The sequence below is a fragment of the Algibacter agarivorans genome, assembly GCF_039543245.1.
Classification (GTDB): Bacteria; Bacteroidota; Bacteroidia; order Flavobacteriales; family Flavobacteriaceae; genus Algibacter_G; species Algibacter_G agarivorans.
In genome coordinates, this window is record NZ_BAABJJ010000038.1 from 43,194 (window position 1) to 57,599 (window position 14,406).

Annotated in this window: 6 protein-coding genes; all 6 read left to right on the forward strand. The window is 33.7% G+C overall.

The window, feature by feature from the left end; genetic code table 11:
* The first annotated feature begins 55 nt into the window (after positions 1 to 55).
* The 6 genes from ABD935_RS13560 (at position 56) to ABD935_RS13585 (ending at position 14,252) form a co-directional block, all read left to right on the forward strand.
* On the forward strand, positions 56 to 4,105 hold the full coding sequence (locus ABD935_RS13560) for a two-component regulator propeller domain-containing protein (RefSeq protein WP_345192813.1): 4,050 nt from the start codon (positions 56 to 58) through the stop codon (positions 4,103 to 4,105).
* Between the two features lie 395 nt (positions 4,106 to 4,500).
* The gene (locus ABD935_RS13565; protein WP_345192815.1) at positions 4,501 to 7,530 is read left to right on the forward strand and encodes a SusC/RagA family TonB-linked outer membrane protein; all 3,030 of its coding nucleotides are present in this window, start codon (positions 4,501 to 4,503) and stop codon (positions 7,528 to 7,530) included.
* 36 nt (positions 7,531 to 7,566) lie between these two features.
* Positions 7,567 to 9,099, forward strand: a complete 1,533-nt coding sequence (locus tag ABD935_RS13570; RefSeq protein ID WP_345192817.1) for a RagB/SusD family nutrient uptake outer membrane protein — start codon at positions 7,567 to 7,569, stop codon at positions 9,097 to 9,099.
* A gap of 338 nt (positions 9,100 to 9,437) precedes the next feature.
* Positions 9,438 to 10,622 carry a glycoside hydrolase family 88 protein gene (locus ABD935_RS13575; RefSeq protein WP_345192820.1) on the forward strand — a complete coding sequence of 395 codons (1,185 nt, stop codon included), beginning with the start codon at positions 9,438 to 9,440 and terminating at the stop codon, positions 10,620 to 10,622.
* Positions 10,623 to 10,625: 3 nt separating this feature from the next.
* Positions 10,626 to 13,052 carry a glycoside hydrolase family 2 protein gene (locus ABD935_RS13580; protein ID WP_345192822.1) on the forward strand — a complete coding sequence of 809 codons (2,427 nt, stop codon included), beginning with the start codon at positions 10,626 to 10,628 and terminating at the stop codon, positions 13,050 to 13,052.
* A 33-nt stretch (positions 13,053 to 13,085) separates the two neighbouring features.
* Positions 13,086 to 14,252 (forward strand): alginate lyase family protein, encoded by a 1,167-nt coding sequence (locus ABD935_RS13585; RefSeq protein ID WP_345192824.1) that lies wholly within the window; start codon positions 13,086 to 13,088, stop codon positions 14,250 to 14,252.
* The last annotated feature ends 154 nt before the right edge of the window (positions 14,253 to 14,406 follow it).

The following is a 14,406-nucleotide window of genomic DNA, read 5'->3' on the forward strand; positions in this document are numbered from 1 at the left end:
TTAATTCTATGTTTAATCTTTATTACCTTGCTGTGGTTAAATTCTAATAATTTCAATGTTTAGACGTCTTACTTTGTTATTTGTTTTTTGCTTTGTATTTCTGGGTTTTTCACAAACAAAGACTTATCAATTTGCACATTTATCTACTGCTGAAGGTTTATCTCAAAGTTCGGCTATTGCCATTCATCAAGATAACTTGGGGCAAATTTGGATAGGTACCCGAGATGGGTTAAATAAATATGACGGTAACAAGTTCACAGTTTATAGAACCGAAGTTGATAATCCAGCATCAATAAGCAATAATGATATTCTTGCCATTCAACAAGATAAAGATGGTTTTATTTGGGTTGGCACATACAATGGACTCAATAAATATAATCCAAAAACCAATATTTTCAAACGCTATTTTCATAATCAAGAAAAGACATCTTTGAGCAATAATACCGTATTGACCATTAAGCAACTGTCCAATGGTACCATATGGATTGGAACGTCTAACGGGCTATCGGTTTATGATAAATCTACAGATTCATTTAAGAATTTCTTAAAAAACGATTATGTTTTATCCATTCTTGAAACTCAAAATGCATCAATTTTTATAGGAACAACAACAGGAGTAAGAACACTAAGAGATAGAGAGAATGATAATTTTCAATTTAAAACCAGTATAGGAAGTGAGGCCTTGCATGTTCAGGATTTAGTCGAAAACCCAAAGGGAGACTTATTGTTGGCAACTAAAGATATGAGTGTTTTGGAATATAACCCGAAAACAGAAAAGATATCCCCTTATTTTTCTGCAGAAGCTTTAAATGGTAATAATAAAAATGTAAGACAATTGCTTTTTGATGATAACAATCAATTATGGCTTGGTACTTATAACGGGCTTCAGATTGCAAATAAAAGTAGAGATATAACATTGTTAACTAACAATATTGCTGATTCTAAAAGTTTAAGCAAGAACTCCATAAAATCCTTATTTAAGGATGAAAAAGGTTCTGTCTGGATAGGTACTTATTACGGAGGGGTGAATATTTGGGACCAATCCAATGTGAATTTTGTAAGTATCACACAAAACCCTGATAAAACAGGATTAAGTTATAATGTAGTGAGTTCCATTGAAAATTATAAAGATGCTATTTTCTTCGGAACCGAAGGTGGGGGGATTACAGTTCTTGATAAAAGGGATAATGCCTATCAATACATTAATAAGGGAAATACGCCTCAACTTTCTGATAACAATATTAAATCGTTGATGTTGTCCAAAAATGATAAACTATGGATTGGAACATTTAATAGTGGTATAACGGTTTATAATCCTAAGTCACTGAGTTTTGATACATCTATGTTATCTGAAAACCTTAAGGATTATTTAAACAATGTTGGGGTATATGCCATAAAACAGGACCAGGAGCAAAATATGTGGTTGGGTACTTTTGGCAAAGGATTAGTAAAATATAATGTTAATACCAAAGCTGTTCAAATTTTTGGTTTTAATGAAGACGGGTACAATTCTTTATCAAGCAATTTAGTCCGTGCTTTGGAAATTGATGCGGAACAAAACGTTTGGGTTGGCGCGGAAAAAGGACTTAACAAAATAGATATAAACGGAAAGGTTACCAATTATTTTTATGATTTTGCCCTTCAGTATGGTGATGATGTTCTGACTGTTTTTGAAGATTCCAATAAACAAATTTGGGTTGGTACAAAAGCAAAAGGCCTTTTTGTATTTCAGGACTCAGATTTTAAGTCTATAAAATTGTCAGTTGATAATAAAATGATTTCAGCGGTTCGCAGTATACTTGAAGATGCCTCTAAAAACCTTTGGATAAGTACAAATCAAGGCTTAGTGAAATTCAATATTAAAACAAAAAACACCACGTTTTTCAATCAAAAGGAAGGTCTTATAAGTAATGAGTTCAATGATAATGCAAGTTTGAAAACGGGGACGGCAGAATTTTATTTTGGGAGCCCGGCTGGTGTTACTTATTTTGATTCTGAAAAGTTAACAACTAACAGATATGCTCCACAAGTTATTATAACAGATTTTAAAATCAAGAATAAATCTGTGGTTTTAAGTGATGAGGATGCCGTTTTAGAAAAAACCATTCCGTTTACGGAGTCATTAAAGTTATCTTATGACCAAGGTAATTTTAGCGTGTCTTTTGCAATGCCAAATTTTATTAATTCTAATAACAACCATTATCAATACCGTCTAAAAGGGCTTGAAAAGGAATGGGTTTTAACTACAGGTAGTACCGCTTCATATACCATTCAAAATCCAGGAGATTATATTTTTGAAGTCAAAGGAGCTAATAGTGATAATGTATGGAATACTAATGCAACACAATTAAAAATTCAATTAAACCCGGCACCATGGCGGAGTTGGTGGGCATTTTTATTGTATGGATTGGTGATTTTGACAGCGCTGTATTTTTTAATGACCATTTTGAAATCGAAAACAAAACTTCGACACGAATTAGAATTAGAACATATTGAAACCGAAAGAACCAAAGAAGTAAACAAAGCAAAACTAGAATTCTTCACTAATATTTCCCATGAGTTCAGAACACCTTTGGCCTTGATTTTGGGACCATTGCATCAAATACTTGAAGGGTATAAAGGTAGTAGCGGTATGTATAAAAAACTATTGGTGGTAGAAAGTAGCGCCAATCATTTACTAAAACTTATCAATCGTCTGATGGATTTTAGGAAGCTGGAAAATAATCTTTTTAAGTTGGAAGCAGCTGAAGGAAATATTGTTAAGTTTTTAAAAGAGATTTATCTATCCTTTAGTGAATTTGCTAAAGATGGCGATTATGATTATGGTTTTCATACCACAGATGAAGAGATTTTGGTCTATTACGACCGATACAAATTAGAGCGTGTGTTTTATAATTTGATTTCAAATGCGTTTAGGTACACTCCAAAAAATGGAAAAATAGCTATTAGGGTTACGCAGGAAAATGGAAAAATAATAATTCGAGTAGAAGATTCTGGAGTAGGTGTTGCCGAAGAATATCAAGATAAGATTTTTGAGCGTTTCTTTGAAGTTGCAGTAAATAATAAGCCAGATAACAATTATAACAAAGGGACTGGCATCGGACTTTCCATAGCAAAAAATATTGTCAATTTACACAAAGGAGAAATCAGTGTGAGTAAAAATGATAATGCCCAAGGTTCTGTTTTTTCGGTAATACTTCCTTTGGGGCATGAACATTTAACGGAAGACGAAATTATAAAAGATTTCAAGTTTAGCGATGATGTATCTCAATACGTAACACAATTAGAGGAACCCTTTGTTATTCTTGAAGATGATATAGCAGCGGAAATACCTGCCGAAGAAAAGTTAACGATTCTTTTAGTAGAAGATAATAAACCACTTAGGAAATTTATGCGTGGTCTGTTAAAAGATGATTATAATATTCTTGAAGCAGAAAACGGCAAAGTAGCCTTTAAAATTGCTAAAAAAGAAGCGCCAGATTTAATTGTTAGCGATGTGGTTATGCCGGTAATGGCAGGAACAGAATTATGCTCTGTATTAAAACAAGATTTGCAAACCAGCCACATTCCTATTGTGTTGTTAACATCGCGTTCATCATTAGTATATAAATTGGAAGGCTTGGAAAGTGGGGCAGATGATTACATTAGTAAACCCTTTAATGTAAAAGAATTTAAATTTCGTATTAAGAATTTGTTAGATGCGAGTTTTAGATTAAAGGAAAAATTTTCATCAAATGACCCATTGCAGCCAAATGAAGTTATTATTTCTTCGTATGATGAGAAACTTTATAAAAATGCACTTCAAATTGTTGAAGACAATATAGGTAATGAAGAATTTGATATTCCGTATTTCTGTTCAGAATTAGGAGTAAGCAGAACCATGTTGTTTACCAAAACAAAAGCCTGGTCAAATTTTACACCAAATGGTTTCATTCAGCATTTTAGAATGCGGCGTGCCGCCCAATTATTAGAACAGGGAAAAATAAACATCTCAGAGGTAAGCAATAAAGTTGGTTTTAAGAACCCAAAGTATTTCAGCAAGTGTTTTCAAAAGAAATTTGGTGAAACCCCAACACAGTATGCTAATAAATTTTTTGATTATTAGTAACTCCATTATATATCTTCTTAATAATTAAGGGTAAAAAAATCCCTACTCTAAATAGAACCGTGTTTTGGTTTAATATTTTTTTGTATATTTGGAAAACCAATTTGGAAAACCAATTTGGAAAACCAATTAATTGAATGAATGTAAATAAGGTTGAAAATCGAATTTTGTACAATAGTATACCTATTTTGAATTTTTGAACTCCACTTTTAATTTACTTTTACCATTAACCTATAAACCCAGGTATATATGAAGATTATAGAATAAATTATTATGAAAAACAACAAATTGAATAAAAGATATGTTGAAGGATTATTAGTCTTTATCATTATTGTATTCGGTTTATTAATTATTTTTTTAAGCTAACAGATTAACTAAATTTAACAAACAAACAAATGAGAAAAAACAAACAATTAAAGAAGACATTCCTTTTACTATTAGGATTTTGTTTTGCGTTTACTTTGAATGCCCAACAAAAAACGATAAAGGGAACTGTAACCGCAGAAGCCGATGGTATGGCGCTGCCAGGTGTTAATGTTATTGTCAAAGGAACTAGTAAAGGGGCCTCAACAGATTTTGATGGAAACTATACTATAGAGGTAAGCGGAAACGATGTTACTTTATTATTTAGCTATATAGGGTATGCAACCAAAGCAGTTGCAGTAGGCGATTCAAATACAATAAATGTAGCTTTAAAAGAAGATTTGGCTTCACTAGACGAAGTTGTCGTTGTTGGTTATGGATCTCGTAGAAAAAGTGATGTAACAGGTGCGGTATCTTCAGTAAAATCTGAAGAATTAAATGCATTCCCTGTTTTAGATGCAGCACAAGCATTACAGGGACGAGCAGCTGGGGTAGTTGTGCAATCTAATAATGGTGGTGAGCCTGGAGCACCTATCAATATAAAAATTAGAGGTAATACGTCTATTAATGCAAGTAGTGCGCCGCTTATTGTTGTAGATGGTTTTGTAGGTGCAACTATGCCACAGCCAAATGACATTCAATCTATGGAGGTGTTAAAAGATGCTTCTGCAACCGCTATATATGGTTCTAGAGGTTCGAATGGAGTTGTTTTAGTAACTACTAAAAAAGGTAGAAGCGGTAAATTAACTGTTGAAATTAATTCTAATTATTCTATTCAAAATACTTCAAGTGAATTAGATTTATTAAACGCAGATCAATTTGCATCTTATCAAACAGCATTAAATCCTGGTTATACTCCAGGAAATGCAAACACAGATTGGCAGAACTTACTTTACGACTCAGGAAGTACTGCGAATCATCAATTCTCTTTTTCAGGAGGAAGTGATAACATAAACTTTTATGCTTCTGCTAATTATTTTAAACAAGACGGGGTTATTATAAATTCTGAATTTGAAAGAATATCTTTCTTGTCAAATATTGATGCACAAGTAACTGATAAATTAAAATTAGGCCTTAATCTTTTTGGTAGTAGAGGTGCTAAAGATGGAGTTCCTACTCAATCAACTGGCGAAACTGCAAATGGTGGTGGAGATGATGTTGTTGGATTAACCTTTAGATTTGCACCAGATTTAGGAATACAAGATGCAAACGGGTTAAATACAATTAACTCTGTAGGAGATAATGTGGATAATCCGTATGCCATTGCTACTGAAGCTGTAAATGAAACTAAAACAGATAATTATAGAGCAAACTTATATGCAAATTATGATATCATAGAAGGTCTTACTTTTAAAACTACTTTTGGATATAGTACAAGAAATGAAACTTTTGGTCTTTTTAGACCATCAACATTAATTGTTACAGCTGGAGGAAGTACAGGCGGTAGAGCTATAATAGAAAATTTTAAGAGAACAATCCTATTGAGTGAAAATTACTTAACTTATAAAAGAGAAATAGGGAAAGGAGATTTAACAGTATTAGCAGGTTATTCTTATCAAAAAAATAATACTCAAAGATTCGCAGCAGGTGCTCAAGGATTTACCTCTGATTCGTTTTCTTATCATAATTTAGGTGGTGGTTCAGTACAGTTAATACCAACATCATCTTTATCAATATCAGAAATTCAATCTCAATTCGGAAGATTGAATTACGATTATGATGATAAGTATTTATTAACAGCTACTGTAAGACGAGATGGAGCATCTAACTTTGCTGCTAACGAGAAATATGCTATTTTCCCATCAGGTGCTATAGGTTGGAAAATTTCAAATGAAGACTTTTTAAAAAATCATGAAACTATTTCAAATTTAAAGCTAAGAGCTAGTTATGGTTTAACTGGTAACCAAGGTATATCACCTTATGAGTCATTAGCAAAATTTGATAACATTTATGCAGTTACTAATGGACAGACCGTAAGTGCAGTTACTCCTGATCAAGCAGCCAATCCAGATTTAAAATGGGAAACTTCTTATCAAACAAACATCGGTTTAGATTTAGGTTTATTCAATAGTAAAATTTCACTTTCTTTAGACTATTATAACATTGATACTAAAGACCTTTTAATAAATGACCAGAGCCAGCCAGAATATTTTGGTTTTCTAACGCCTGCTAGTTTAAAAAATGTTGGTGAGGTTAATAACAAAGGATTTGAAATTAATTTAAATACGAGAAACATAAGTAACGATAATTTTACATGGACTACAGATTTTAATTGGTCTACGAACAAAAATGAATTTGTTACTTTGTTAGATGGTCAAGACTTATTTCAAGATGCTTCTCCAGGTTATTTTAACATAGATCGTACGCACGTTCTAAGAGAAGGTGAAGCTGTTGGTGTTTTTTGGGGCTATGATTATCAAGGTGTCTACCAAGGCGGTGCTTTACCAGCAGGTACAGCTATTTTACCTGGAGCTGAAGCCGGAGATCAATTATTTGCAGATGTAGATGAAAGTGGTGAAATTACTCCTGCAGATCAAAAAATAATAGGAAACCCTAACCCAGATTGGACAATGGGTATTACAAATAACTTTACTTATAAAGACTTTGATTTAAACATCTTTTTTCAAGGTGTTCAAGGTGGTGATATCATGAACCTTACGGCTGTTCAGTTGTTTAATGGAGATTCGAATGCTACAACAGATGTATTAAACTCTTGGACTCCAAGTAATACAAACACAAATATACCACGTGCCAAACTTAGAGGAAAAGAGATTTCTTCTCGCTTTGTTGAAGATGGAAGTTATATTAGATTAAAAAATATAGCCATAGGCTATAATTTACCTTCAAATGTTGTTGAGAAGTTAGGAATGGATAGCGTTAGATTATCTTTTAGTGGACAGAATTTGTTGACTTTTACAAACTACTCTGGATTAGATCCTGAAGTGAGTTATTTTGGATCAGGTGAAGCGGGAAGCGAAGAAAGTAACACAACAAATGGGTTTGATTTTGGGAATTATCCAAATGTGGAGTCTTTTACTTTCAGCGTTAATTTGAAATTTTAATCGTAAATTTAATAAGTTTAATTAAAAAAATATAAAATGAAAACATACAAATATTTACTCTTATTGATAGGAATATCAATATTAGGGTGTTCAGATTTAGAAGAAGCGCCAGTAGGTTTATTAGCGCCAGAAGGCTTTTTTAACAGTGTTGCTGATTTACAAACAGCTGTTAATGGTACTTACGGACACATGACTGATGAAGACTTTTGGGGGAGAAAAATGTCATTACCGCTTATGTTACGTAGTGATATGGTAGCTATTGGTGACCCAACAACATCGACAAGAAGAATTGAGCATGACGAATTTAATGTTCCAACTGATAATGGAATGATTTCGGGCTATTGGAATAGAGTGTATCAAATTATAGCAGCTGCTAATCAGGCTATTGCCGGAGCAGAACTAATAGGTGTAGCTGATGAGTTGAAAAACCCAGTAGTTGCACAAGCTTATTTTGCACGAGCTTTTGCATACTTTCATTTAGTAAGACAATTTGGAGATATTCCTTATTTAGATGCACCTGTAACTGATGCGGCAGCAGCTGGTGCTATCAGTAAAACATCAGCAGCTGATGTGTACACAAACATTATTGCAGATTTAGGGTTTGCTAAAATATGGTTGCCAAATACACAAGATGCGAGATCTATACCTGCTAAATCAGCAGCTCACTCTTATTTAGCTTTAGTGTATTTAACTATGGGAGATTATCCAAAAGCGTATGCAGAAGCTAAAGGTGTTATTGATAATGAAGGAATATACAGCTTAGGTTTAGAACCAGATTTTCAAGATTTATTTGATGCAACTACAATAGATGGTTCTAAAGAACCAATATTTGCATTAGATTTTAATGGATTTAGAGATGGTGATTTAGGTCAAGATTATGCACCGGCATTAACGGGGCTTAGAAATGACGAACAATATGGTCTTGGAGGAGGCTGGTCAGTTGGTGTTCCATCTCTTGAAGTATATAATACTTGGGATGACGGAGATTATAGAAAATCGGTTAGTTTAGATGATACAGGCGTTTTTAATGGTGTCGTACAACCTTATACTGTTTTTAAGGAGAGTGGTGCCAGCGGTAGAGGTGTAAATCGCCCACATATTGCAAAATATACCCGTCATACAGGAGTCACTGCTAACGGAAATGGTAGAGCGTCACAGAACAACTATTCTATGATTCGTTATGCAGAAGTATTGTTAATAGCTGCTGAAGCATTAAACGAAGTGACACCAGGAACTACAGAGGCAGAGGGTTATGTAAACAGAGTTAGAAAAAGAGCAAGAGATGGTGCTTTAGGTTCAACTCCCTCAGCTTTTCCTGCAGACGTTTCTGGATTATCAAAAGACGATTTTAGAACAATGGTTTTAGAAGATCGTAAATGGGAGCTTGCCTTTGAGTTTAAAAGATGGTATGACATTGCTAGAAGAAGAATGGGACCAGAAGTGTTTTCTGCTTCAGGTTTAGAAGGAGCAAAACCTGGCTTTGATGAGAATCAAGATTATTTATATCCATTACCTTCAGATGAGTTAGCTAGAAATCCTAATTTATTACCAAATAACCCTAATTACTAGTTAGGAGATTTATGATTAGTGTTAGTTTAGTTGATTTTTGTTCTCGGGTTTGCATTTTTAACATTTGCAAACCTAAGGATGAAAAAAATATAATACCTCATTTAGAGGTGTTATAAAAACTTTATTACTAAAAATATTGAATAGATTTAATATAATCTATTTGAATTCTATTAATTGGGTTTGTAACTTTTTTTCTAAGTTGTAAACCCAATTTTAGTTTTAAAGAAAAAAATATAAAACCATTGCGTTAGTTTCTTTAAATAAAGGGATGTACAATTTTACCCCCTTTTTTGTATTTCTATTTGCAACAATTAAAATACATTTGAAACGCATAACATATGACATTAAATTTTATGATGAAAAAACATTGCTTTAAGTTATTTTTTATATTATTAAGTGTTCTTGTTTCTTGTAAAACGGAAACTAAAGAACAATACAATCCACAAAAAGAATTAGAAAATAGGTACGATAAACTTTTACACTACAAAGTAGATTCTTTAGCATTCCCAAGAAGTTTTTCGCATGAAAAACAAGAAATTAAAAAAGTGCCATCAAAAGATTGGACTAGTGGTTTTTTTGCAGGTAATCTATGGCAAATTTATGAGTTAACAGGAAATGTAGACTTTAAGACAAAAGCTAAACATTGGACTGCTTTCATAGAAAAAGAAAAGTATAACGACAGAACCCACGACATGGGTTTTAAAGTGTTTTGCAGCTTCGGAAATGGATTAAAACATGCAGATAATCAAACCTATAAAGATATCATCGTTGAAAGTGCTACCACATTAAGCACCCGTTTTAATAAAAAGATAGGGAGCATACGCTCGTGGGATTTTAATAGAGATGTATGGCAATTTCCAGTAATCATTGATAATATGATGAATTTGGAACTACTCTTCGAGGCTACTAAAATTTCAGGAGATAGTACCTTTCATAAACTAGCAGTAACCCACGCAAATACCACACTTAAAAATCATTTTAGACCAGATAATAGTTGTTATCATGTTGTTGATTATGATACTATTTCGCTTCAGCCAAGAATGAAAGTAACGCATCAAGGTTTTGGTGATGAAACATCTTGGGCACGAGGTCAAGGCTGGGCTATTTATGGGTATACCATGACCTATCGTTACACAAAAGACCCTAAGTATTTAGAACGCGCTATAGCAACGGCAGGTTTCTTTTTAAATCATAAAAATTTACCAGAAGATGGTATTCCTTATTGGGATTTTGATGCCCCTAATATACCCAATGCATCACGAGATGTGTCAGCGGGGGCAATAGTTGCATCTGCCTTGGTGGAACTTTATGGATATACCAAAAATGAGGATTATTTGAATTACAGCAAGAAAGTAGCAAACACCATGACATCATCAAAATATATTTTGCCCAGTGATGTAGATATTCCCTTTATTTTAGACCATAGTTTTGGAGATTGGTCGAAAAGATCAGAAATGGATGAGCCTATAGTCTATGGAGATTATTATTATTTAGAAACCTTATTGAGATTAAAAGATGTATAACAGATGATATATAAAAGTCCAACATTTAAAATTATTAGCCTTCTTTTGGTTTGTTTCGTTATCATGTCTTGCGGGGTTTCTTCCAAAGAAAAAAATCAAGAACGGAGCAAAGTCAATATTAATGACAATTGGCTGTATTTGGAAAATGACACTAAAAGTATAGATGATGCTTTGAAGCAAAATGATTGGGAAAACATAAATTTACCACATAGTTGGAATGCATTAGATGCTACAGATTTAGAAGCAGGTTACAGACGAAGTGGAAGTTGGTATAAAAAAGAAATGGATGTGTCTTCAATCATTTCAGGTTTTACTTATCAATTGTATTTTGAAGGTGTCAATATTACCAGTGAAGTGTATGTGAATGGAAAAAAAGTTGGAGGTCATGTTGGAGGGTATATTGGTTTTACAATTGATATTACCGAAGCTATTTCAATAGGAAGTAATATCATTTTAGTGCGAGCTGATAACGGTTATGATCCAGAGATTATACCGTCCCAAAAAAGTGACTTCTTTATTTTTGGTGGTATTACTAGAGATGTTTGGTTGGAAACTTTACCTGATCAGTATGTCTCAAATTTGAAAATCACAACACCAAAAGTTTCAGCGTCAAATGCCGAATTACAGGCAACTGTTTCAGTTAATAATGCTGATAACAATTCAAATTTAAAAGTAAAAGCATCTTTGTTGGACGCCAATGGTAAATCTATAAAATCATCACTTTTTGATATCACTGATAATACTTCAGAAATCAATTTTAAAACGATAGAAAACCCAAAACTTTGGGGCACCGATAATCCTAATTTATACACGCTTTTAGTAGAATTGGTTGAAAATGAAATGGTAAAAGACAAAATATCCGACCGCGTTGGTTTCAGATGGTTTGAGTTTAAAGATCATGGTGCATTTTATCTTAACGGAAAGCGATTGCTTTTAAGAGGTACACATAGGCACGAAGAACATGCTGGGGTAGGAGCTGCAATGAGCAATGCCCAACATCGTACAGATATAGAACTCATTAAGGATATGGGTGCGAATTTTGTGCGTCTGGCACATTATCCACAAGATCCAGAAGTGTACAAAGCCTGTGACGAATTGGGTTTGCTAGTTTGGGATGAATTGCCTTGGTGTCGTGGTGGTTTAGGAAATGATGTTTGGAAAGCCAATACAAAAACCATGTTGAAAGAAATTATAGAACAAAATTTTAATCATCCGAGTATCATTTTATGGTCTATGGGGAACGAGATTTATTGGTTGCCGGATTTTGAAGATGGCGATAATAGAGAAAACATAAATGTGTATTTAAAAGAGTTACATGATTATTCGCATGAGTTGGATCCATCGCGAAAAACAGCTATTAGAAAATATTATGAAGGCGCAGATATTGTAGATGTATTTTCACCATCCATTTGGTCTGGTTGGTATTCAGGGAGCTATAAAAGCTACCAAAAAGCTATCGACCAATACAAAGCAGAATACCCTCATTTTTTACATGCAGAGTACGGCGGGTCTAGTCATTTAGGACGTCATACTGAAACACCAATAACTGGCGAGGGAAAAATACAGGCAGACGGTTGGGAAGAAGCCATTGTGCAAACGGATGTTGCTAATATTGCCCAAATTGGTGATTGGAGCGAGAATTATATTGTCGATTTATTCGATTGGCATCTGCGTATTTCAGAAAACGATACTACGTTTGTTGGAAATATCCAATGGGCTTTTAAGGATTTTGGTACGCCGTTACGACCAGAAAATGCCATTCCGTACATGAATCAAAAAGGATTGGTGGATAGAGCAGGTAACCCAAAAGATGCGTTTTATGTGTTTAAAAGTTATTGGAGCGATGAGCCATTTACATATATAGAATCACATACTTGGACAGAGCGTCAGGGGCCAAAAGGCGTTGCCAGAGATATTAGTGTTTATAGTAACTGTCCACAAGTGGAGTTGTTTTTAAACGGAAAAAGCCTAGGAGCTAAACAACGGGACATTCAAGCGTTTCCTGCTGCGGGTTTAAACTGGAATATTAATTTCAAAGAAGGCGAAAATACTTTGGTTTCAGTTGGAAAAACTAAGGAAGGTAAAGACGTTAAAGATGAATTGAAGTTGAATTACAGGTTTACTAAAAACAATAAGGCCAAAGGGTTAAAATTAGACTATAAAATCTTCGAGAATGGAAATTACTTAGTAACGGCTATTGCTTATGATAGTAAAGGTTTGCGTTGTTTAGATTATGAAAACCGGGTGTATTTCCAATGCCTTTCAGGTGGAGAAACCTTTAAAAGCCTTGGTACTCCAACAGGTAGTGAATCTATTGAAATGGCTAATGGCAAAGCATCTATAGAAGTGAAACGGCATTCAAAAGATAAGCAGCTTAAAATGATGGTTTTGAACCAAAATTTTAAAGGAACGTATTTAACTATAGATTAGTTTGTGAATTTTTTATCTTAAAACCAGTTCTTAATGCAGTATTATAGATATAGCATAGTTACACTTTTTATAATTATTAGCGGATGTTCAAAGTCTTCTTATGATTTTGATTTAGTTGTTACATTAGAGAAGAATCATATACTTAAATCCGCAGAAAGGTATTCTAACCTAAATCCAGTAACGGTTACCGCTAGTTTTTCTGAGCGCAGTGCAGGAGGCAAGCATGATTTTTATTCTGAAGGCGATTATTGGTGGCCAAACCCAAAACATCCTGATAGTGCCTATATTAGAAAAGATGGCTTAAGTAATCCTGATAATTTTGTGGCACATCGTAAAGCAATGATTAGGCTAGGCCAGATTTCTGGTGCATTAGCTTCCGCTTATTTAGTAACCAAGGATGGACAGTATATCAAGGATTTGATACCTCATTTAAAAGCTTGGTTTGTTAATGAAACAACCAAAATGAACCCAAATTTGCTGTATGCACAAGCTATAAAAGGTCGCGTTACAGGTAGGGGTATTGGAATTATAGATACCATTCATTTGATTGAAGTTGCTAAAGCTATTCGAGTTGTAGAGCAGTCACAATTAATTTCTATTGAAGAACTCTTCAAAATAAAACAATGGTTTTCAGATTATTTAGCATGGTTAACAACGCATGATTATGGCAAAAAAGAACGCGATAACGGAAACAATCATAGTACCTGTTGGGCCATGCAAGTTGCTGCTTTTGCAGAACTTGTTGGTAATGAAGGGCAGTTGAGTTTTTGTAGAACTTTTTTCAAGGAAGTACTTTTACCTGGACAAATGGCAAAAGATGGCAGTTTCCCTAAAGAATTGTCTAGAACAAAACCTTATGGCTACTCTATTTTCAATTTAGATGCCATATTTGGATTGGCACAAATAATATCTACTGAAGATGATAATTTGTTTCAATATAAAACGGAAGATGGTAAAAGTTTAAAACAAGGCTTGGCATTTATGTTTCCATCTTTAAAAAATAAAGACCTTTGGACTTTTCAAAAAGATGTTATGTATTGGGACGATTGGCCTACAAAACAACCGTCTTTGTTATTTGGAGGTTTGCAGTTTGAAAGGGAAGACTATATTGATATTTGGAAAAAATTGCCTGCATTACCAAATAAACCAGAGATAATCAGAAATATGCCCATTAGGTATCCTTTGTTATGGGTGTATTGAACAATTTAATCGAAAAGAATTCCTTGAGGCTCTGCCTTGGGGTTTCAATTGAAATTGTCATTCCCGTGAAATCGAAAGATTCATGAATTCATTATTATAAAATAGTAGACGATGAATAAAACGGGAATCTAAAATAACAGAATTGGTATTATGT